This is a genomic window from Roseibium denhamense (assembly GCF_009711415.1).
GTDB lineage: Bacteria > Pseudomonadota > Alphaproteobacteria > Rhizobiales > Stappiaceae > Roseibium > Roseibium denhamense.
Genome location: NZ_SMLZ01000107.1, coordinates 1 through 21,403, shown reverse-complemented (window position 1 = coordinate 21,403; position 21,403 = coordinate 1). Strand labels below are relative to the sequence as shown.

Sequence of the window (21,403 nt, the reverse complement as noted above, 5' to 3'; positions counted from 1 at the left end):
CGATCTAACGTCAGATCGGCATCCGCATGATTTCCTCATAGGCGGAGATGACCCGGTCCCGGACCGCCACCATTGTTTCAAGGGCAACTTCCGTTTCGGCCACGGCCGTCACCACATCGACAACATCGGTCTTGCCGTTGATCATCCCGATGGCCTTGTCATCGGTTTGCCGGCCCTGCTCCACCACTGTCTCGACAGCGCTTTGAACCATTTGTCCAAAATCAACCTGCTCGCGAGCCGGCGCAACATCTTCGATCTGCCGGGCCTGCTGCTGAAGGCGCGCCGCCATCTGATAAGCATTTTTGGCAATTGCTGAAGTCGACATGGTGTTAGCCCTTCCCCACTAGCTAAATTGGCCCTCAGGCCCGCAGGATATCGATGGTCCGCTGCAGCATCTTGCGGGTGGTTTCAATGACGTTCAGATTTGCCTCGTAGGAGCGCTGCGCTTCCCGCATATCTGTCGTTTCAAGGAGCGTATTGACGTTTGGCTGCAGCACGTAGCCATTCTCGTCCGCTGCCGGATGGCCCGGCATATGCGTCGACTTGAAATCGCTGTCGTCCTCGGCAATCCGGCCAATCTCGACCTTTGCCGCGCCAATTTCCCGGTCAAACTCCGCCTTGAAGGTTGGGATCTTGCGCCGGTATGGCTCTTCATCCGGCGTGCGGCCCGTCGAATTCGCGTTGGCGATATTTTCGGCAATGACCCGCATGCGCCCATTTTGGGCTTTCAAACCGGAAGCCGATATGAAGAGCGACTTGATCATGTCCATGGATCTTCTCCTTTATCCTTCCGGGCAAACGTCATGCGGTTTTCGACAAGGCGGTTCTGATGAACCCGAGACCCTTGGTGTAAAGTGTTGTCGCAGCCTGGTAGTTCATCTGGTTCTCAGTGATTTTCATCATCTGCTCTTCCAGCGTGACACTGTTCCCATCTGGCGTAATTTCAAATGTGTCCCGTTCCGAGGTCCTGACACCGCCAGCTCCCGACATAGAAACAGCTATGTGCCCGGCTCTGGTTGTGGCGGTCGACAGATCGCCGCTCTGACGGGCGAGGTGATCTTCAAACGAGTATTCTATGACATCCCGCGCCTCGTAGCCCGGCGTATCGGCATGGGCGATGTTCTCAGCAAGAACGCCTTGCCGTGTCTGATGCCACTGCATTTTGGATTTAATCGCCTGGAACAGCGGTAGATCCGTAAAGGCCATTTGATTCACCGTTTGTTAACCACCAGGCAATCTTTGCCGTCTGAATGGTTAATGAAAAGTTAACACACCAACCGCGCCATACATCAGAACAGGCAAAAACCGGTGGAAGAGGCTGCGTTTCTTTTGCGATTTGCAATTTCAAGCACCGGCCTGACAGGCAAATCCTGCCTACTTCTGTTAACTAGAAGGGGTAGAGAGATTCGACGGTAAGCAACAAGGCCCACGCTCGGGATACAGGAGTAGTCAGGCCAGACCGGATCACCTGGAACACCCGGGGATCATAGAGTTTTAAGGCATTCATGCAGGCCGCTGCGACAATGGGCAATTACTGGGGATAAGCGCAAGAGATCCCAATTGGAGCAAAAACACTGTGTACCCGGCGGCGAGCGGAAATCGTCCGGGGCACAGCGAGAGGATAAGATGTACGACTGGATTGAATCGACCTTCAATGTGAGTGGCAGCATTGCTCAGGGCCTTGCATTGATCATTTCCCTGGCCGTGGTTCTGGCTCTTTTCGGCTTGTTCATTTTCATCATCAAAAGGCTCATGGGCGCGAGTTCACCGCAAGGAAGAAGCCGCCAGCCCCGGATTGGCGTCATGGATACGGCCACCGTGGATACGCGCCGGAGATTGATCCTGGTGCGGCGGGACAATGTGGAACACCTCATATTGATCGGCGGCCCGAGCGATGTGGTGGTGGAGCAGAATATCATCCGGCACGCTCCTCTGCCGTCTGCACAAGGGCGCCAGAACTCTGGTTATCCGGTGCAACAGACCGGGGCGGCAGCACCGCTAAAAGCCCCCCTCGCCCCCGGACCGGACATTCCCGTCACGCCCGATGGGTCTCATCCGTCTCATCCCCAAACGGCACCAACCACGGCACCTTCGTCGGCTTCTGTGGCGCCAGTGGCGCCCGAACCACCTGCTCAGCCGCCACGCACTGACACCAATGGCTCGGCGGCTCCAACGCGCCTACCGCCAGCAGAAACCTCGACCAAACCAGCCCCGCAGGCAGCCTGGCCGAAAACGGCGCCCTTAACCGCAGGGGCCAGCCCGTCCGCAAAGGCATTCGAGCCGCCACGCTCTCCGTCCATTCCGCCGGCACCGCCTACATACAAAAAGCCGGAGCCTCCGAAGGTTGAAACCAAGTCACCTCCGGTCAAGGCGCCGGGCTTTGACCAAACACCGCCAGTCGCGGCCCCTCCCAAAGAAAAAGCGGCCGACAAACCTGCAGCGCAAATGGGTCAGGCTGCCGTAAAGGCTGAAACAGAGCCCTCCGCAAAGCCAGCCAAGTCTCCTTTGGTCCAGCCGGTGGCAGCCGCGGCACAAACAGCTGCCCGCGCAGGGTCCGCACTCAGTTCACTTGCACGCCCCTTCTCGCCGAAAGACCGTCCTTCCTACGGAACACACAGCATCAGCCCGCCTGCGTCCGGTCCTGCGGCCAGGGCTAAGACAGCCCGATTGAAACCGGTAGAGCAAGCGGCTCCGGCCGACCGGATTGAGCCAGCCCTATCCACTCCGGCGCCAACTCCCGCCGTCGATACAAGACAAAGCAATGATGCGGAAGGCCAGAAATCCGGCACACCAGACACGACGCCGGAAGCCGTTGACGCCGCTGCAACCCCGCCCGCAGCACCCGTTGGCGGGACACCTGAAGGATCTCAAGACAGCAAGGCGTCCGAGCCGGCAAAGTCGGCAGAACCAGTAGATGACAGCCAAGGGCCAGCATCAATAGACCCGTCAGCGAAAACCGGAGAAGTGTCGGGAGAGACGTCCGAAGCCGACACCGCCCTGGAAGACCTCCTATCGGAAAGCCTTGAGGAACAGCTATCGGCCGATCAGCCCAGCGAAGCGTCTGGACCCGCGAACAGGACAGCCGGTGAAAGAAAGCCTTCTGAGGATAAAGCGTCCGATGAGATTGCAGCACCGGTGGACATGGGGGAGGAATCAGAGGTCAGCGGAAGCAAATCTGAAGCAGCGCAATCCGCCGGCACACAGGGACAGGCGGAAAAAGACAGCGCCGTAAAGCAGAACGCCCAAGGCCTGGGCGACCGCAATCCCATTGAAGAAGAGATGGCCAAAATTCTTGACGAGTTGGGTGGACAACCAAAGCAATGATGTCGTGTGGTAGACGCCTTGCCAAACACCGTTGGTGGCTCGCGGGAATGGCTGCCTTGGCCGTTTCGCTGTTTGCCGGCCCGGCACTTGCGCAAGAGATCACGATTGGATTGGGCGACGATGCCAGTTTGACGGAACGGGCCGTTCAGCTCGTTGTTCTGCTGACGGTTCTCTCCCTGGCGCCGTCGATCCTGATCATGGTGACGAGTTTCACCCGGATTGTCGTCGTGCTGTCGCTTCTGCGCTCCGCGATCGGTCTGCAAACCGCCCCGCCGAACATGGTCATGGTCAGCCTTGCACTGTTCCTGTCGGCCTTCATCATGATGCCGACGCTGCAACAGGCCTATGATGAAGGTGTCCAGCCTCTGGTCAATGGCGACATCGAGTTCGAGCAAGCCTACGAGCGTGCGTCTGATCCGTTCCGCCAATTCATGCTGTCGCAAGTGCGCGAGAAGGACCTCGCCCTTTTCCAGGAGCTTTCCGGCCGGGACGCGCCGGAAACGCCTGAAGACCTGGAGATGGCGGTTCTTATTCCTGCGTTCATGATTTCAGAGCTCAGGCGTGCGTTTGAAATCGGCTTTTTGCTCTACCTGCCGTTCTTGATCATCGACCTCGTCATCGCATCGGTACTGATGTCGATGGGTATGATGATGCTGCCACCGGTGGTGATTTCTCTGCCGTTCAAGCTGATTTTCTTTGTGCTCGTGGATGGCTGGAACCTTGTGGCCGGCTCACTGGTAAAGAGTTTCGGCGGCGGATGACGACGCACGGCATTTTGTTAAAAGTAGAGAAAAATTAAGACAATATCCGGAAGAATGCCACCACAGTGACGTAGGCGCATGCCTGAGTTTTAATAGTGGTATTTCAGTGCTTAGAGAACAACTTGAACAACTGGCGAAGCTCAAGGAGCCCGAAGCCCGCTCCAAACTCATTCGAACGCTGGTTGGGGAATATGCACGGTCCGAGGAATACGAACCAACCGAGATAGAGCGCGAGCTGTTTTCAAAGATTGTGCTCTCGGTTTTCGATCAGCTTGACCGGGCCGCCCGCTATGAGCTTGTCGTTAGGCTTGCCAAAACCAGCCGCATCAGTTCCGAGCTTGCCGACCGGCTCGCTCAGGAAGACTATGCGCTCTCCGAACCGGTCATCGAGTGTTCGCCCGTTATCAGTCAAAAAGCGCTGGCCCGCCTGGCCAGACTCGGCAGCAACGACAAACGCTTGTCCATGGCGCGCCGTGCCGACCTCACGGAAGAGATGATCGACACGATGATTGCCCGCAGCAGCCGCAATGTGGTCTACGCGCTGCTGGATAATCTTGATGCCCCGTTTTCCGTCCGGGCCACACTTGCCCTTTTGATATTTGCAAACACGGAAGCCCAGGTACTGGCCGGAATTGCAAAGCGTGCGATTAACGACGAAGAGTTCCTGGAAACCCAGATGTACATACAGGAGACCAACTGCCCGCTGGTTCCCCTTCCGCTCAAGAAAGCGCTCGAAAACGGCACGCTCGAGGTGTTGGCGGCCACTCTGGAATGTCTTGACCGGACCGAAGACGTCGAAATTGACGGCGTGATCTATTCCCGTCACGAGGCAAGCATTCAGATCGCCAACGGCGAACTTTCTTTCGACGCCATATTGCGCACGCTTTTCGAACAAGAGCGTCTGGACGCCGCAATTTGGCTGATCAGCCGGAAAATCAACCTGGCCGACGATGTTGTGTCTGACACACTTAAATCAGATGCTGATGGCGCCATCATGCGGTTGATGCTGCAAACAGGTATTCATGAAAAGACCTATCGGGATTTTCTGAAAGCACGCAGCGTCTGGCTGGACCGAAGCACCCGCAGCATCCCGGATCTGGTCATGCGGTACAAGGCGGAACTCAAAAAGCCGCGCCGTGCAGCGGCAGCCGCGCCCCATTAAGCATCCGCTACTGTCGGAACGATCAGCCAGCCGCGTCCGCTGCGGCAGGTGCCGCTGCGCGGTTGCCGCTTGGATCCGGTGACATGTATTGACGCCGGTACTCTTCAAGGAATGTCTCAAGCGAGTCGATATCCGCCAAGGCATTGGCAACCTCGAGAAACTCGACACCCTGCGCCTCTACCGGACGGGTAACGACTTCAAAGGCGAGCGCCTCCGAGCTTTCAGCCATTTTTTCCGTATACTTGTTGCGCAACCGGTCCAGGCTCAGCTGATCCCCTGCCAGCGAGTAGGCAATTCCCGCCCGCAATATGTCCCGGCGCTCCAGATCATCGAGCGGAATATTGTCCGACCAACGTGACCCGTGCATGGCTTCCAGCTGTTCGCCTGCATCCCGCCAGCTTTCCGCAGCCCAGAAGGTGTCGGCACGGAGCCGGTCGACATCGGTACCGCGCATGTTCCGAACCAATTCCAGCGCTAGATCCGGCCGCCCGCTTTCCGTCAGTGCCCGTGCTTCAACAATATTGCGTTGCCGCTCCAAGGTGGAAGGCAAACTCGCCTGCCGGGTCCGGTTCAGGACCCTGAGAGCTTCTTCAGGTTTGCGGTCCATCAAGTAAATTGCGGCAAGATCAGCCGCGATCTGCGCTCTGGCAGCACCCTTGAGACGATTATCAACCTGGTGCCGCAAAAGCTCAGTTGCCTGATCCAGAAGATCGACTTCAACCAGCTTTTTCGCAAGCAGGCGGACCATCTCGTCGCCTTGCCGGCCAATCGGCGTCATCTCGCGAAAATCGTAGTAAAGAGCAAGCGCTTTGACCGGCGGCATTTCGTCAGCTTTCCCATCCAGGAAAAGCGCGTTGAAAAGTCCGTTCATTTCTTCTTGCAGCAAACGGGTCGTATCGGAATCCGGATCAGCCTGGACCGCCGACTTCATGGCCTCGAAAGCCTCCCGGAACTGGCCTTGTTCCGCATAGAGCTGCGCGAGGAACCGCAGGGTTCTAAGTTCAATTTCATCTCCCCGCCAGGACGTGGCAAGCCCGGCCAGACTGTCGATGGTCTCATTGACCGTCAGCTCGCCATCACGGTAGCGGATCCGCAGGGCCCGGTATTCGGCCTCTGCCGCTCGTGGGCGGTCATCCGAGCGGGTCACAAGATCGAAAGCGGTCAATGCTTCATTGGACCGGCCTGAAGCATCGGCGACCCGGCCGCGCAGAATATCGTAACGGGCTGCCTGTGTCTTGGTGACCTCACTTGGCTCGATTTCCGCCAAAATGCCGTTCGCGATGCCAAAGTCATTCGCTTCCACCATCGCCTGGGCCGCAGCCAGCTTGAATTCGGTCTGAATGGCCGTTGGATAATTGCCTACGACCGCACGCCCGCGCGGCATGGCAATCCGGGCAGATGTCCAGTTGCCGAGTTTCACATCCACAAGGGTCTGCCACACGGCGGCGTCCGGGCTGTTCTTTAGGTCCGGCCGATTGAGATGCTGATAGGCCTCGTCTGGCCGGTCGGCCATGGTCAAGGCCGCCCCCATCATAAGGTTGAAGGCGCTGTCTTCGGCAAGAGCCGGCTCTTCTTCCAGCGCCAACTTCATGAGACCCATGGCCTCCTGCGCGAACTGGTGAGCGAGGTAAAAGCGCGCCAAGGCCATAAGCGGCTTCTGCCGTTTACCCTCGGGGGCTTGCGCAAGCCGGTCTTCCAACTCAATCAGGCGGGACCGGTAAGCGCCGGGTCCTTCGGTACTGAGCGACACGAATTCAACGTAGCTGCCTTCGTCGGTGCCAGCGAGCGAACTGAAAGCGCCCGTACCGGCGCGCAAATTCTGATTGGAAAGGGCAAGGCCGCCGCTCTTTTCGATCATGACATCATCGCCAAGGATCTTCATGCGCACGCCATCCGCTTTTGGCACAATCGCGATCCCTTGAGCGGAGCTGAGCGCATTCAAATCCACAAACTGCTGCGGCTTCAGCAAGCCGCGCGGCGGTCCGAACCCGGTCACCAGCGAGATCGTGTCACCGACAAACGGGTCGGTTATCTCCCGGATATGCTGGGGATCCTGATACAGCACGCGCAGGACAGACCCGCCATCCCCCCGGACGGTTCTCTCCAGTTTCAACGGGATCGACGGCTCCAGGATCATGTCGCCAATCACCAGCGACCACGCGTTGCCGTCAGCGCCGACAGTCGCCAGAACTGGGTCATTCATGTCCAGCCGGAGGATTTGGTAATCATCGAGCTGCTGGACGTCGATCGTTTCTGCCGTTTCCGCAAGCGCTGCCACCATTCCCCGGGTGTCAATGGTCGCATCGGTATCGAAAACGAGCCAGATACTGTCATTCCGGCGGAACACGGCGCTTGAGACCGGCTCGGAAAACGGAAAAACAACACGAACGGTATTGCCGATGCGGCGCGCTTCCGCGGACACAAAATTCCGGACTTCCGCCGCAAAGTTCGCCGGCGGAGTCTCAGGCGTGACCGCGGGCTGGTTAACGTCCCGGCCACCCTGGGCCCGCCAGACTTCCGGTTCGCTCGGCGTTTGAGACGGCAGCGCTATGCCGGCCGGAACACCACTCCCTCCAAGGGTATCGGTTTGCTGAACCTGAACCGGTTCGGCCTGAAACGGTGCATTGGGCTGCGTTCCCCGATTGACCTGATCGACCGGTTGAAGCGTTGGAATACCATTGCCTTGCGAGGGCGGAGGCGCAGTGTCATCTGAAATCGGCTGCTGCGAAAGATCCAGCGTCGGGGCCTGGCGCTGGATCTCCTCGTTGGCCGGTGGCAAATCGGTCAAGGGCAATGCAGGCTGGTTCGCCTGAGCAACCACGATTGTTCCAGCCGCTTCCAACGGATTAGGGCGGCTCTCTCCATCCGGCTGAGGGATTGCCGCCGTGATTTCCATTCCGTCGGCAGTCGCCGCCGCGTTCGGGCCAGCTGGCTCGGGAAGTGACCCAACGAGCTCTGGTGCGGGAAGCGTTTCGACCGCCGCGGTGGTCTCAACAACAGTCTGGCTGGTTTCTGGCAGGCTTTCCGGCATCAGGTCCGGCGGCGCCTCGGGAGGAGTTGATCCGGCGGATGCTATCGCTTGGGGCTGCGGCTTGGACCTTGGCACGGAGGCCAGCGCAGCAACACCGCTTTCTGGCCGTTCAATGGCCGGGGGCACCAACTCCGCATTCTGATCCGGGGCCTGTTCTTCCGGCGGTGTTGGCTCACCGTCCGGGCCGGACGGCCGGTCCGCTGACGGATCAAGCGGCAGGATGGTATAGGCAGCCGATTCATCCGCCCTGGATTCCTTCAAGGTTCCACCGCTCGCAGCCACGCCTGCGGTTGCTGGCGGCAAGCCCCTGGGATTGCTGACTTCCCTCGTGTCCCGCAGGCCGGGTGCTGTGACCATGTTCTCGCGGTTCTGATTGTCCTCGACAGACAGTTCCCGGTTGATCAGCGCGTTGGCCGGATCGTTCGGAACCATTGTTTCCGGCGTGACGTCTATGACGTAAGTCTGCTCTTCGCGGAATGCGCGAATATCAACCGACGGTTCCACCCGCATCAGGAATTTGAGCTTGCCCTGATCCAGGAACGACGTCGCATCAACAACGCCTTGCGGGAGGTGCGCGCGCAAATGGGAGATATCAAGCTGCGCCGGGTGGTTGAAGGTGACCCGGATGATGTCGTTCTCGCGCACAAAGGCTGTATCGAACTTGATCGACCAATCGAACACCAGGCGGGTAAAGGTCGGGTGTTCCCCGACATGCAGGGTCACTTCCGGGCCTTCCTGCGTTTTCAGCCGTGCCTGCTCCAAAGCGCGAACCTTGCGCATGGCTGCCTCGGCGCGCTTGGCAAGGTCGCGGACCACGTCATCCGGCAAGGCAGGCGGCAAACCCTGCCAGCTCATGGGAAGGATATCGACAAAGAGCTTTTCGCCAGCCTCCAGCGTGTTGATCTGGAAACGGTCCTTGAGAGCAAAACGGATTGCACTCCCGTCCGGATCACGGCGGGCGATGGTCACGTAATCGCTCAGGTCCAAGGGAATGTCATCGACATTGATGTCAATCGGCTCTTCGAAGGCGATCCGGAGCACGCTGCCGGTAATCACAGCATCGTAAATCGGAAGCAGCGTCCGGTCTTTGAATGTGAGGACGATCCGGCCGAACCCTTCTTCGAGCCGGGCTTCCACCTCGACCGGTTCCGGTGCTTGCGCATATGACGAACCACCCAGCTGCAAAAGCAAACCGGCCACAAGACACAGCGCGGCACAGACCCGGGCCAACACAGCACCGGTTCCGGCCACCTGTGCCGGAAGGTGTCGCAATGATCTCGATCCGATAAGCCCTGACAACTTGTTCTGTCCCTGGTGACGCCAACGCGACAGTTTTAGTTAAGTGTCCTTAACGTGCCCTTACGCCGCCCGCTAAAACTCGCCTGTTTCGTTCAATTCGACGGTATTTTCGGCAGCTCATCCGTCGCGGGGGCCTGGGCTTGTGTCGGCTGCGGAGGTGCAACGGGAACCGAGGCATTATTTGCAATTGCAACGGTGAGCCGCTCGGCGGCGTCCGGCGACATATCCGCCAGGATGTCCGCCATTTTACGCGGTTTCATCTGACGCACGACCTTGAGGAGGATGGGCAGGCTGAGGCGGTCGAAAATCCGCGCCGCGTCTTTCGGTTTCATGTTTTCATACATGGTTACCAAACCGGCGAGTTCGTTTTCCTCTTGCTGCTTCTTTTCGTTAACGGCAGCCTCGATGCGCTCTTCAATTTCCTTGAGTTCATTGACGCGCTTCTTGATCCGCTCTTCAGTCGCCTGAAGCAGCTTCTCGCGAAGGTCCAGCTGCCCTTCCTGCTGCTGAAGATCCTCGCGGCGTTTGCTCAAACTCTCCAGGACAGCACGTTCGGCAGCGGATCCGCCAATTTCCAGGCTATCCGGCAGCACGGGTTGATCCGGCAAATCGCCCGGCGGCGTTGGAGGCGCCATCCCATCCGGCATGGGTGCTGATGCCTCAGCGCCGTCTGTCGCTTCCTGTGCGACTGCGCCATTGATCGGAAGGCCGCTGCTGTCAAATCCCAACGAAAAGCCAAGCAGCTTCAGGACCAGCAATGCGCTGGCCGACACTCCCAACAATGGCAGCAATCTTAATGTCATGCAGCTGCACCCTTACGTTTGCGAAACTGTTCTAGCCGTGCCGTGGCTTCAGCCGCCGCACTGCGGATATCCGAGGCCCGTGTAGTGCGTTTGCGCTCAGGCTCGACCGGCGGCGCCGCGTTGACTTGGGCCGCAACTGGCGCCTGCTGGTAATGCCCTTGCTGCGGCGCATGGTTCATGACCGGCGGCGGCGTGTGATACGCATGTTGCTGCGGCACAGGCTCCCGGTATGGTTCCGCCGAACGCGCTGCCTCGGCAATCTGGGATATCCTAGTAAACACTCTATCACCTTCACCGATTTGTTCAGCCAAGGTGCTGGACATGGTTTCCGCTTCCTTAAGACGGTTGCCGAGTGTCTTGTTGGCATCGGCGGCGGTTGTCTTAAGTCCAAGGATGGCCCGCTCTGCAATTTCGGTCGCGGTCATCAATTCGGAGATCGTCGCCCGCAGAACCTGTTCATCGGCCCGCAAGCGCTGCAAGCGGCGGTTCAGCATCCAGCAGTACCCGATGGTGATCAGCAACAGAACCGCAACCAATCCCTCAATCATCATCCCGAGTGGTAAAGTGGTCATTGTGAATCCATCTCGCTTTGCATGGCCCGCTCGAATGCAGCCAATGTCATTTTTGGTTTACGCAAGTTCTTGGCGACCCGAATGGCAATCGAATCCTCGATCTTGCCAATTGTCCCCTCGGTGAGCGGGACATTTCCGCACTTGATGGTAACGGGATCATTCGGCTCGACATCAAACACCAGGGTCTGCCCAACATCGAGGCTCAAGACCCGGCTCAACGGCAGGTAGGTTTCATGGAGGACCGCATCGACTTCGATTTCAGCAGCATGGATCTCCGTGGCCAGGTGCCCTTCCCAAATCGGATCCCGGCCAAATTTCTCGCCCATGAACATCTGCAACAGCAGATCCCTGATCGGCTCCAGGGTGGCGTAGGGCATCATGATCTCGACAGACCCGCCCCGGTCTTCCATGTCGATCCGAAGTTCGACAAGGATTGCCGCGTTCGCAGGACGGGAGATCGCCGCAAAGCGTGGGTTCGTCTCCAGACGTTCCAGGTTGAAATGGACGGGAGATAGCGGCGCGAAAGCCTGTTCGGCATCCTGCAGAATGAGGGCCACCATCTGCTGCACTAGGCCGGTTTCAATCGTCGTATAGGGCCGCCCCTCGACCCGCACTGCCGACGTGCCACGCCCGCCGCCCAGCAAAACGTCGATAATCGAGTAGATCAGGCTGGACTCGACGGTGATCAGGCCAAAGCCATCCCATTCCTCGGCTTTGAAGACGCCGAGAATGGCAGGCAGCGGGATGGAGTTCAGGTAGTCCCCAAACCGGACCGAACTGATGGAATCGAGCGAGACTTCAACGTTATCCGACGTGAAGTTGCGCAAGGACGTGGTTGTCAGGCGGACGAGCCGGTCGAAGACGATCTCCAGCATCGGCAGACGTTCGTAAGACACCATCGCCGAGTTGATGAGCGCCCGGATCCCGCTTTGGTCACCGGCTATCGTGTCCTCAATATTGAAGCCCAGAAGGTTGTCGATTTCCTCCTGGTTCAGGACACGGTCGGCACCACGCGTCGCATTGTCGAGATCCGGCTCGCTGTCGTCGATCATAGCCGCCCATTGGGCAGCCATATCATCAGAACTCCCGGCGCCCTGCTCCTCAAGAGCAGCGCCCCAGGCGGCCGCTAGATCTTCGTCATCGTCAGACCCAGCGCCCTGCTCAGCCAGAGCCGCGCCCCAGGCGTCTGCCATATCCTCTTCGGACAGGTCGTCATCGTCGTCGACGTCAGCCATTCAATCCATCACTGAACAAGGATTTCCTTGAACAGGACCCCTTCCACTTTTGCCGGATAGACCGACAGGTTGATCCGCCTGAGCAATTCTTCCTTCAGACGGAACAAACCGGCAGACCCTTCTAGGTCCGCGGGGCGCAGTTCGCGCAGATAGATCTGAAACGCATCCAGAATACGCGGCAGATACGGCTGTATCTGATCGATCATGGCACGGCTCTCGACCTCCAGCGCAATCCTGACTTTCAGGTAGGTCGTGCGGCCGTCCGATGCCAAATTCACTGTCATTTCCGGCAGGTCATAAAAAACCACCGGTTTCTGAACTTCCTGGGGCACACCTTCCGGGCCGGGCTGCGGCGCGGGCGCACTATCGCCCATCAAGAAGAAATAAGCGCCGCCGCCGGCCGCCAGCAAAACCACCAGTCCGATGGCGCCGAACAGGATGAGCTTCTTCTTGCCGCCCTTGGCGGCACCTTCAGCCCCTTCTTCGCCGTCTTCATCGGCTGCTGCGTTTTCGTCGGCCATCTCAGCACTCCGCTCAAGCCAGCGCGCACGCGCGTTACTTATTACTAAAGAGTTAATGGTTAACGATTGGTTACCGCTTCCCACCGCGAGTCACCGGGCAAAAATTGCCAAGCGGTTAATTTCTGCCGGAATCTCTTTCCGCTTTCACCCTCCCTCATCGACTTTTGCCAAGATATCCCAAGGATTTAAAAACTGGCACGGCTTGTGCATTAACCTTAACGAGCCCGCTGGTCTGGGGAGGCCAAACGGCTTATCGGGGAGCAAAAGGAACCGTTCATTATGGAGAACGCGCAGTTAATTGGCCTGTCACGCCAGACCGCTTTGCGGAACCAGCTGACTGTTGTCGCCAACAACATGGCGAACATCAACACGACCGGCTTCAAATCACAGAATTTGCTGTTTGAGGAATATCTGATGCCGATCGCGGAAGCGACGGAGTTTCAGACCCCGGACGAAACGCTGTCTTATGTACTGGACTACAAAACCCATACGGATTTCCAAAACGGCAGCTTCAAGTACTCGGGAAACGATCTTGATCTTGCCCTGGAAGGCCAAGGGTTTTTTGTCGTTCAGCTTGAAGACGGGACCGAAGCCTACACCCGCAACGGGGCGTTTCACCTGGACAGCACAGGCACTCTCGTAACATCCGAGGGCCGGCCTGTTCTTACCTCTGCCGGACCGATGACCTTCACCAATGAAGACGGAGACATCGAGATCGCCGAAGACGGAACCATCTCGACCGAGCTTGGCGTTCGCGGTCAGATCCGCACCGCATCGTTTGAAGATCCGCAGGAGCTCGAGAAGCTCGGTGATACGATGTACCTGGGCGAAGAACCGCAGCTGGCCGCCGGTATACGTGTGGTGCAAGGCGCCCTCGAACAATCAAATGTCGAGGGAATTTTCGAAGTGACGCAGCTGATCGAGATTCAGCGCGCCTACGAGTCCGTTACCAAAATGCTGAAAGACGTGAATGACCTGCGCCAGCAGGCCATTGGCACGCTCGGCAAACTTGAAGCTTAAGCGTCTTAGGAAGAACACCGATGAAAGCACTCCACATCGCGGCTACCGGCATGAAGGCGCAAGAGCGGAACGTCGAGGTTATCTCGAACAACGTTGCCAACATGCGAACCACCGGCTTCAAAAAGCAGCGCGCCGATTTTCAGGATCTGCTGTACCAAAACCTCCGGCGCATGGGCACGGAAACATCGGATGCGGGAACGATTGTTCCAACGGGCATCCAGATTGGTTCCGGCGTTAAGCTGGCCTCAACGGCACGTATCATGAGCCAGGGTTCGCTGGAGCAGACCGGCAAGGAACTGGACGTCGCCATTCGCGGTGAAGGGTTCTTCCAGATCGATCTTCCGGATGGGACCACGGCCTATACACGTGACGGCTCTTTCGAGCGCGATGCCACCGGCCAGCTTGTCACGATCGACGGCTACACGGTCAATCCGGGCATCACCATTCCGGAAGACAACACGGACGTCACAATTGCGAATGACGGCACCATTCAAGCCGTCGACACGGCCGGCAACACTGTTCAGCTGGGCCAGCTTCAATTGGCACGGTTCGTCAACAAGTCCGGCCTCGAAGCAATCGGCGACAACCTGTTCCTGGAAACGGACGCAAGCGGCGCGGCCCAGACCGGAAATCCTTATGCAGACGGGTTTGGCAGTGTGCAGCAGTATTTTCTGGAAATGGCCAATGTGGACGCGGTGACGGAAATCGCCGACCTGATCTCGGCCCAGCGGGCTTACGAGATGAATTCCAAGGTCATTCAGGCCGCTGACGACATGTACTCCACAACCACCAACCTCCGCTAACGGGCGAGGCATGAACCAATGACCCATATCAGAAGCGCGGCTGCCGCCTTTTTCGGAGTACTGCTTTGCTGCCTGCCGGTTGTGGCGGAGGACGCAAAACCGGTCCTGCGCTCGCAAGTCGTAACCTTGTCCGACGTTGTGACCATTGGAGATTTTTACTCCAATGCAGGCGCCCTTGCGGCCAAACCATTGTTCCGGTCGCCAGACATGGGGACATCTGGGGACGTTGCAGCAACACTGGTTGCCGAGCGGGCCCGATCAGCCGGACTGAAAGCCGCGGGAACCGATGGGCTCCGGCAGGTTTCGGTCCACCGGGGCGCAGCGACTTTCGACCGCGGGCAATTGGCTCAGCTGATCCGGAAGGCGTTGGCCGAACGCAACGCCTCTGTCGATATCTCGATGGTCGACGTCCGGTTCTTTCAAGCACCAGACAAGGTGCTTGCAGACCCGAAGGTCGCAGAGCCCTTGCGGATTGAGCGGATCGACTGGTCGCCGACAACAGGCCATTTCACCACGGTTGGCATGGTTGCCACTGAAAACGGCTACCAGCCTCTCACAATGACTGGCCTTGCCGTTGAGATGGTGGACATCCTGGCCTTGGCGCAGCCGCTTCGGCGCGGTGACATCCTCAAAGAAGGCGACCTGAGCACGATCCGGATGCCCCGGACCAAAGTCACAACCGGCGCTGTCGTTGATGCTGACGAAATCATCGGCAAGGAAGCCCGATCAAACATCCGTGCCAATTCGCCGCTCGCCCGGAAGGATTTTCAAAGACCTGTCCTGGTCAAGCGCGGTGACAAGGTCACCGTGACCTACCTGATGACAGGCATGAAACTGACCTCACGCGCTCAAGCCATGGATGACGGCGCAAAAGGTGATGTCATTGATGTCATGAACCTGACATCCCGCCGGATCGTTCCGGCAATCATAAGCTCCCGCGGCCAAGTACGCGTTCATGCCGCCAATCCAGTTATTGCAAGCTTGAACAGCGAGACCGACTAATGTTGATCCCATCCTCGAAAAACCTGCTGGCAAGCATTGCGCTTGCAGCCCTGGCCGCGGGCTGCGGCACAGCGGACAAACTGGCCAATGTTGGACAGCAGCCAGCCCTCAACGCCATCCAGGATCCAACGACAACGCCGGGCTATCGCCCCGTGCAAATGCCGATGCCGGACCCGGTGCAGGCGCATTACAATCCAAACTCACTTTGGCAATCGGGCAGCCGCGCCTTCTTCAAGGACCAGCGTGCCAGCCAGGTCGGCGATATCCTGACCGTAGTTGTCACGATCAACGACCAGGCGGAGATTGAAAACAGCACGGATCGCAGCCGCACGGAATCCAACGGAAGCGGCGTTGGAGGAGCACTTGGCACGGCAATTGATACGGTCTTCATGCCTGCAGGGGCCGCTGCCAGCAATATTGGCAGCGTAGACAGCAACTCCAGCTTTGCCGGTGAAGGCAATGTCGAACGGGAAGAAACCCTACAGACAACCATCGCGGCTGTCGTGACTCAAGTGTTGCCAAACGGCAATCTGGTGATCGAAGGCAGGCAAGAGGTTCGAGTGAACTTCGAGGTGCGGGAATTGATTGTGGCCGGCATTGTAAGACCTGAGGACATTACGGCTAACAACCGGATCGCGAGTGAACAGATCGCCGAAGCCCGGATCGGATACGGCGGCCGAGGTCAGATCACTGATGTCCAGCAACCCCGTGTTGGCAACCAGGTTCTCGACATCATCCTGCCATTCTAGATCAGCGGACGGTAAATCAGGATTGATTGTGCGGTGACCAAGCATCGGACGTTTCAAACAAGACGGCTGATGCTCTAGATACCGCAGCAAGCTCCCCCCGGCCGCAGCGGCCTGATGTTCCGGACATCAATCCCTGCGGCTGACAACGGGCACGGTGTCTCGCTCCCCGAGCTCCGTGCCCGTTATCCTTTCCAACTCGCACTTTGCAGAGGTGCTTTCAAAGACGCAGCAGGCCCGCGCACATAAAAAAACCTTCCCCGATTGGGGAAGGTGGAATTAACTAGTTTACCCGCCGCTCAGGCAGCAGGATTGCCGTTACTGGAAATCAATCATCGCGATACACTTTTTCCCGGCGCTCATGAGCTTCCTGAGCTTCGATCGAAAGTGTTGCAATCGGACGCGCCTCCAACCGTCTCAGAGCAATTGGCTCTCCGGTCTCCTCGCAATATCCGTAGCTCCCGTCCGCAATGCGCTCCAGCGCAGCGTCGATCTTTGAAATCAACTTGCGCTGGCGGTCACGAGCGCGCAACTCAATGGAACGATCTGTTTCAGAAGAGGCGCGATCTGCGAAGTCGGGGTGATTTTGACTTTCCTCCTGAAGATTGGCGAGCGTCTCTTTGCTCTCCTTCAGGATGTCGTCTTTCCAATTCAGCAGCTTGTTGCGAAAATATTCGCGCTGCCTGTCATTCATGAACGGCTCGTCGTCCGAGGGTCGATAGTCAGCCTCAATTTCTACCGTCATCAATAACTCCGGATTACCGTTATGACGGCGGCAATATATAGCCGCTTGCCCCAAGGAACAACGATTGTTTTGGTAAAAAAGTTGTCATTGAATATACTTATTTCTCAATATGTTGAGTAGATTTTTAGCCATCTGCCGCCACAGCGGCGGCGGCCGGCCAACTCAACCTTCGGGGAATCGGCCAAGTTTTGCCAGCTCCACCTTCACCCTCAATTCGATCTCATCAAGGACGGCTTCCACGCGGTCATCTCCGCTCGGCTGACGCATGCTTACCCGGGAGGCCAGAGCCTCCAGACGATCCTCCGAAACGACACCGGCTAGAAGATCCGTTCGCACCGCTTCAAGCTGATCCAGCATCGTATGCCCGAACCTGGCAGCTTTGCGACGCCGCTCAGCGCGCTCATCCACTTCCTGAAGAGCGAGGAGCGCATCCATTCCCTGAATACCAAGCCCACCTGCTGTCTCAGAAGAAGCGGACACATCGCCGCCCAGGTCCGGCGTGAACGTTTCTGCGCCAGAGGGTGCATTTTTCTTTGCCCCGCGCCCCTGAACATTGCCGACAGGTTTGTTCCCTGTAATACGCATGATCGTCTTCCAGTTACCTGTGCGCATTCAACTGCTGAGTGAACAGCATGCAGACAGAATTTTCCACCCAAGGGTAAATGAGTCCCGCCCTATGAGGCAATATTTGCCGGTTAAAACAAGAGATCATTAACCAGGCGCTTCATTTACGCGTGGATAGGCTCGCCAAGAAGGCAGCTTTTCCCGCAGAATCCCATCACTTTTGTCGGGACGGCCTGCCATGAGGCAGAAGTGGCATGACTCTCGCATAGACAGTGCGAGCAGAAGCATCCCGGCACAAGTTGCTGATACGTGGAAATGGGCAAGTCACTGTAATGCGAAACGGTAAGTCCGAAATTTTAAATTATGGAAGGCGCCTGGCGGGCGCATTCCTTGTTGTCATTGCAGCAACGGTCTGGACGATTGCCACAGCACAAGCCTCATCCCGGATCAAGGATATCGCGGATTTTGAAGGGATCCGTGAGAACCAGCTGATCGGATACGGCCTGGTTGTCGGCCTGAACGGAACGGGCGACTCGCTCAACAACTCCCCCTTTACCCAGCAGAGCCTGCAAGCGATGCTGGAGCGCCTTGGGGTCAACACGCGGAACGTGGATTTGAACACCAACACCGTTGCAGCCGTGATGGTGACCGCCAACCTGCCTCCCTTTTCAACCCAAGGCACACGGATTGATGTCAGTGTCAGCGCGCTTGGCGACGCGGGGTCTCTACAAGGCGGCACATTGCTGGTGACGCCGCTTGTTGGCGCGGACGGCGAAGTCTACGCCATTGCCCAGGGCTCTGTCGCGATTGGCGGCTTTTCGGCTCAAGGTGAAGCGGCTTCGATTGTCCGGGGCGTTCCAACGGCAGGACGGATTGCAAATGGCGGTCTCGTCGAGCGGGAACTCGACTTCAAACTCGCGTCCCTGACCACTCTCCGGCTGGCATTGCGCAATCCGGATCTGACCACAGCCCGGCGGGTTGCCCTTTCCATTAATGAGTTGATCGGCATGCCGACGGCAGAGCCGCTTGACCCGGCGACTGTCCGTCTCGATCTGCCGCAACAATATGACGGCAACATCGTCGACCTTCTGACCGACATCGAACAGCTGATCGTGGAGCCGGACCTGCCCGCTCGTGTCGTGATTGATGAAAACTCCGGCATCATCGTGATGGGCCAGGATGTCAAGGTTTCCATGGTAGCGGTCGCACAAGGAAATCTGACTGTGACGATTGCTGAAACGCCGGAAGTCGTTCAGCCTCTGCCATTTGCAAATGGACAGACGGCCGTCGTCCCGCGCACGGATCTGGCGATCAACGATGACCCGGATGCCAAACTGGCAATCGTTCCGGAAACCGTCACGCTGAAACAACTCGTTGACGGGCTTAACGCTCTTGGGATCGGTCCGCGTGACATGATCTCCATCTTGCAGGCCATCAAGGCGTCAGGGGCCTTGCAGGCAGAAATCGAGGTGCTGTGATGTTGCTTCAACCCATGACGTCGGCTCCGAACCAATCCAACCCGCTGTCGGCCGTCCAGAATGTCGACCGCACCAGCAAGGAAGCGGTCAAGGTAGCCTCCAAAGAATTCGAAGCAGTGTTTCTCAACAACATGCTTCAGAACATGTTCACCGGCCTTCAGGAAGGCGGAACATGGGGAAATGGGCATGGCTCTGACGCCTGGCAGAGCTTGCTTATTGATGAATACGCCCGGTCAATCTCCGACGCCGGCGGCATCGGACTGGCCGAGAGCGTTGAACGTGAATTACTCGCCTTGCAGGAGGGGCGTCCATGACCGCACAGCCAAATTCCGACGCGTTTCCGTTTTCTCTCGAGCGCCCGGCAAGCAAACAGGACGCAGAGAGCTTCTGTTCTGCCTTGTCAGGAACCATGGAAGCGCTGCTATCTGTCATTGAGATGGAGACCGATATGGTGCGTGCCGGGAAACTGAAAGAGGCCGGTGAGCTTCAGGCAGATAAAGCCCGCCTCATTCATGAATACACACGCGGCATGCTGACAGCAAAAGAACATGCGGTGGCACTCGGCAATCTTGCCCCCTCCGCGACGCAGTCGCTACGGCGTCAGCATGGAGAGTTTCAACCGGTGCTCAGAATAAACCTGGCCGTTCTAGCAACAGCAAGGGATGTTGCGAACAACATCGTCTCGACAGTTGCCAAGGCGGTTGGAGCGCAGAAGCCCTCCGCGCCGACAACATATGGCCGCAACGGAACTTCGGCATCCGGCCCGCAATCCGCACAAGGGATCGCGGTGAACCAGTCGCTTTAGGCAAAAACCGTTCTTTAGAACCAATAGATACCAAGCCGGGTTTGTCGCAAACCCGGCTTTTTTGCGGTCTGCTTTGAAGAATATTCTCAAGGGTCGGTGTGCGTGCCACCAACGCATACCTCACAGAAACTGCGAATCAAAAACACTTACAACGGCCTCTCCGGCGATCCTTAAAATTCTAACTATCCCGTTAACAGAGGATTCATTCCCTTGCGTTATATCTGCGACTATTCGGGAGTATTGTAGCTTCCCCGGAGGATGAGATGGTTGATACGGTATTGGCCCGGCCGCCATCGCCGACGTATACGGCGATAACGCCGGTTACGCGGGCTCCGGAACAGAATGAGCCTGCAACAAATACAGATCTGCCGGTGCAAAACACCGTGCGGCCAGCTGTTGATGCGCAAGAGCTTCAGCAAGAGGAAGAGCGCGCCCGCGAGCGGGAGCGGGAATCCCAGACGCTTCTCGAGTTGGTCGCGCCGCCATTAGACCGCAGCAACAATTTCGACCCGGAAACGGAAAGCTTCATTTATGTGGCCACTGATCCGGACAGTGGTGAAGTTGTGCGTCAGATCCCGAGCGAGACCCTTCGCCGGTTGCGTGCCTATGCGGAAACGATCGCAGCACAACAAGGCCCTGCCCAGCCGCAGAATTTCCAGACGACAGTCTGACCTCCAAGGCCCTCTTTTTACACTTCAGGCCTTAGTGTTGCTTGAACCGGAGCTTGACCGATCCGGTATGCTTGGGCGCACCTAAAGCTGGCGCCTTCGCAATCGGGCCCTTCCCCTCCCCAGATACAACTCAAAGCGCAGTCAGAACGACAAGGTTCAACCTGTTTCCAGACGCCTTTCAGACTGTTGGGTTACGGGTGATTAACCTTAACACGCGCTAACCATATCTCTTTAGATTTCATTACGAATTTCAGCCGTTAAGTGCTCGTCGGATCCAGGAAGGACCCGAGTAACTTGTATTCCTAGAAAGGAAAAAAAATGAGCGACATTACGCTTTCAGCTGGCGTTCGCCAGAACCTTAACACTCTCCAGCAAACCGCTTCATTTATGTCCGATGTCCAAAACAAATTGGCGACGGGCAAAAAAGTAAACTCTGCGCTGGACAATCCGAACAGCTTCTTCACTGCTTCTGGTTTGAACTCCCGTGCCAACGACTTGAGCAGCCTGCTTGACGATATGGGCCAGTCAGTCCAGACTATCAAAGCTGCTGACCAGGGTATCAGCTCAATCACCAACCTGGTTGAGTCTGCAAAAGCGAAAGCCAATCAGGCTTTGCAATCCCAGAGCCAATATGAGCGGAAAGAGTTCGCAACTCAATATAACGAGCTATTGAACCAAATTGAAGATTTGGCGAAAGATGCGGGTTATAAGGGCAAAAACCTTCTCGCTGGCGATGGCAACGATCTTCGGACAATCTTCAACGAAGATGCAACTTCCCGTTTGGATATCGAAGCTGTCGATTACACTGACACCAGTCTTTCGACTGGTCTTAACCTGTCTGACTTGGCAGAAGGCCAGGGC

The 21,403-nt window shown here is 57.5% G+C and carries 22 protein-coding genes; 12 read left to right on the top strand and 10 right to left on the bottom strand.

The window, feature by feature from the left end; translation table 11 throughout:
* Positions 1 to 10: 10 nt before the first annotated feature.
* From fliE to flgB, 3 genes are read right to left on the bottom strand one after another with little or no spacing between them, the layout of a single operon-like run.
* Positions 11 to 325 (bottom strand): flagellar hook-basal body complex protein FliE, encoded by a 315-nt coding sequence (gene fliE, locus E1180_RS10575; protein WP_155191151.1) that lies wholly within the window; start codon positions 323 to 325, stop codon positions 11 to 13.
* 34 nt (positions 326 to 359) lie between these two features.
* Positions 360 to 770: a flagellar basal body rod protein FlgC gene (gene flgC, locus E1180_RS10570; RefSeq protein ID WP_155191150.1), complete on the bottom strand. Its 411-nt coding sequence runs from the start codon at positions 768 to 770 to the stop codon at positions 360 to 362.
* Positions 771 to 801: 31 nt separating this feature from the next.
* Positions 802 to 1,206: a flagellar basal body rod protein FlgB gene (gene flgB, locus E1180_RS10565; RefSeq protein WP_155191149.1), complete on the bottom strand. Its 405-nt coding sequence runs from the start codon at positions 1,204 to 1,206 to the stop codon at positions 802 to 804.
* Positions 1,207 to 1,626: 420 nt separating this feature from the next.
* Here flgB and E1180_RS10560 point away from each other — a divergent pair, with 420 nt between their 5' ends.
* The 3 genes from E1180_RS10560 (at position 1,627) to E1180_RS10550 (ending at position 5,247) form a co-directional block, all read left to right on the top strand.
* Positions 1,627 to 3,324 (top strand): flagellar biosynthetic protein FliO, encoded by a 1,698-nt coding sequence (locus E1180_RS10560; RefSeq protein WP_155191148.1) that lies wholly within the window; start codon positions 1,627 to 1,629, stop codon positions 3,322 to 3,324.
* A 47-nt stretch (positions 3,325 to 3,371) separates the two neighbouring features.
* Positions 3,372 to 4,085: a flagellar type III secretion system pore protein FliP gene (fliP, locus tag E1180_RS10555; protein WP_155191147.1), complete on the top strand. Its 714-nt coding sequence runs from the start codon at positions 3,372 to 3,374 to the stop codon at positions 4,083 to 4,085.
* A 106-nt stretch (positions 4,086 to 4,191) separates the two neighbouring features.
* The gene (locus E1180_RS10550) at positions 4,192 to 5,247 is read left to right on the top strand and encodes a DUF2336 domain-containing protein (RefSeq protein ID WP_208997071.1); all 1,056 of its coding nucleotides are present in this window, start codon (positions 4,192 to 4,194) and stop codon (positions 5,245 to 5,247) included.
* A 22-nt stretch (positions 5,248 to 5,269) separates the two neighbouring features.
* Here E1180_RS10550 and E1180_RS10545 read toward each other — a convergent pair whose 3' ends face one another.
* From E1180_RS10545 to E1180_RS10525, 5 genes are all read right to left on the bottom strand, one after another.
* A complete protein-coding gene (locus tag E1180_RS10545) occupies positions 5,270 to 9,550 on the bottom strand; it encodes a hypothetical protein (protein WP_155191145.1) in 4,281 nt (1,426 codons plus the stop codon).
* A 119-nt stretch (positions 9,551 to 9,669) separates the two neighbouring features.
* The gene (locus E1180_RS10540; protein ID WP_155191144.1) at positions 9,670 to 10,380 is read right to left on the bottom strand and encodes a MotE family protein; all 711 of its coding nucleotides are present in this window, start codon (positions 10,378 to 10,380) and stop codon (positions 9,670 to 9,672) included.
* On the bottom strand, positions 10,377 to 10,952 hold the full coding sequence (locus E1180_RS10535; protein ID WP_155191143.1) for a DUF6468 domain-containing protein: 576 nt from the start codon (positions 10,950 to 10,952) through the stop codon (positions 10,377 to 10,379). The genes E1180_RS10540 and E1180_RS10535 overlap by 4 nt, the downstream gene beginning before the upstream one ends.
* The gene (gene fliM / locus E1180_RS10530) at positions 10,949 to 12,145 is read right to left on the bottom strand and encodes a flagellar motor switch protein FliM (protein WP_208997082.1); all 1,197 of its coding nucleotides are present in this window, start codon (positions 12,143 to 12,145) and stop codon (positions 10,949 to 10,951) included. The genes E1180_RS10535 and fliM overlap by 4 nt, the downstream gene beginning before the upstream one ends.
* 50 nt (positions 12,146 to 12,195) lie before the next feature.
* On the bottom strand, positions 12,196 to 12,708 hold the full coding sequence (locus E1180_RS10525) for a flagellar basal body-associated FliL family protein (RefSeq protein ID WP_155191141.1): 513 nt from the start codon (positions 12,706 to 12,708) through the stop codon (positions 12,196 to 12,198).
* 279 nt (positions 12,709 to 12,987) lie between these two features.
* Here E1180_RS10525 and flgF point away from each other — a divergent pair, with 279 nt between their 5' ends.
* From flgF to flgH, 4 genes are read left to right on the top strand one after another with little or no spacing between them, the layout of a single operon-like run.
* Positions 12,988 to 13,728, top strand: coding sequence for a flagellar basal-body rod protein FlgF (gene flgF, locus E1180_RS10520; protein WP_155191140.1), 741 nt, complete (start codon positions 12,988 to 12,990; stop codon positions 13,726 to 13,728).
* A gap of 20 nt (positions 13,729 to 13,748) precedes the next feature.
* Positions 13,749 to 14,531, top strand: a complete 783-nt coding sequence (flgG, locus tag E1180_RS10515) for a flagellar basal-body rod protein FlgG (RefSeq protein ID WP_155191139.1) — start codon at positions 13,749 to 13,751, stop codon at positions 14,529 to 14,531.
* 18 nt (positions 14,532 to 14,549) lie between these two features.
* Positions 14,550 to 15,533: a flagellar basal body P-ring formation chaperone FlgA gene (flgA, locus tag E1180_RS10510; RefSeq protein WP_155191138.1), complete on the top strand. Its 984-nt coding sequence runs from the start codon at positions 14,550 to 14,552 to the stop codon at positions 15,531 to 15,533.
* Complete coding sequence (gene flgH / locus E1180_RS10505; protein ID WP_155191137.1) at positions 15,533 to 16,282, top strand: flagellar basal body L-ring protein FlgH; 750 nt, start codon at positions 15,533 to 15,535, stop codon at positions 16,280 to 16,282. The genes flgA and flgH overlap by 1 nt, the downstream gene beginning before the upstream one ends.
* Before the next feature lie 325 nt (positions 16,283 to 16,607).
* Here the strand turns inward: flgH and dksA are convergent, their stop codons facing one another.
* Both dksA and E1180_RS10495 read right to left on the bottom strand, forming a co-directional pair.
* Entirely contained in the window at positions 16,608 to 17,024 is a 417-nt protein-coding gene (gene dksA, locus E1180_RS10500; RefSeq protein WP_155191136.1) for an RNA polymerase-binding protein DksA, read from the bottom strand.
* A gap of 162 nt (positions 17,025 to 17,186) precedes the next feature.
* Positions 17,187 to 17,609, bottom strand: coding sequence for a flagellar assembly protein FliX (locus tag E1180_RS10495; RefSeq protein ID WP_155191135.1), 423 nt, complete (start codon positions 17,607 to 17,609; stop codon positions 17,187 to 17,189).
* Positions 17,610 to 17,920: 311 nt separating this feature from the next.
* Between E1180_RS10495 and E1180_RS10490 the strand changes: the two genes are divergently transcribed.
* The 5 genes from E1180_RS10490 to E1180_RS10470 form a co-directional block, all read left to right on the top strand.
* Positions 17,921 to 19,066, top strand: coding sequence for a flagellar basal body P-ring protein FlgI (locus E1180_RS10490; protein WP_208997070.1), 1,146 nt, complete (start codon positions 17,921 to 17,923; stop codon positions 19,064 to 19,066).
* On the top strand, positions 19,066 to 19,380 hold the full coding sequence (locus tag E1180_RS10485) for a rod-binding protein (protein ID WP_155191134.1): 315 nt from the start codon (positions 19,066 to 19,068) through the stop codon (positions 19,378 to 19,380). Before E1180_RS10490 ends, E1180_RS10485 begins: the two co-directional genes overlap by 1 nt.
* Positions 19,377 to 19,871, top strand: coding sequence for a hypothetical protein (locus tag E1180_RS10480; protein ID WP_208997069.1), 495 nt, complete (start codon positions 19,377 to 19,379; stop codon positions 19,869 to 19,871). Before E1180_RS10485 ends, E1180_RS10480 begins: the two co-directional genes overlap by 4 nt.
* A gap of 263 nt (positions 19,872 to 20,134) precedes the next feature.
* The gene (locus E1180_RS10475) at positions 20,135 to 20,542 is read left to right on the top strand and encodes a FlaG family protein (protein ID WP_155191133.1); all 408 of its coding nucleotides are present in this window, start codon (positions 20,135 to 20,137) and stop codon (positions 20,540 to 20,542) included.
* A 318-nt stretch (positions 20,543 to 20,860) separates the two neighbouring features.
* On the top strand, positions 20,861 to 21,403 hold a 543-nt coding region (locus E1180_RS10470; RefSeq protein ID WP_482822447.1), incomplete at its 3' end, for a flagellin N-terminal helical domain-containing protein.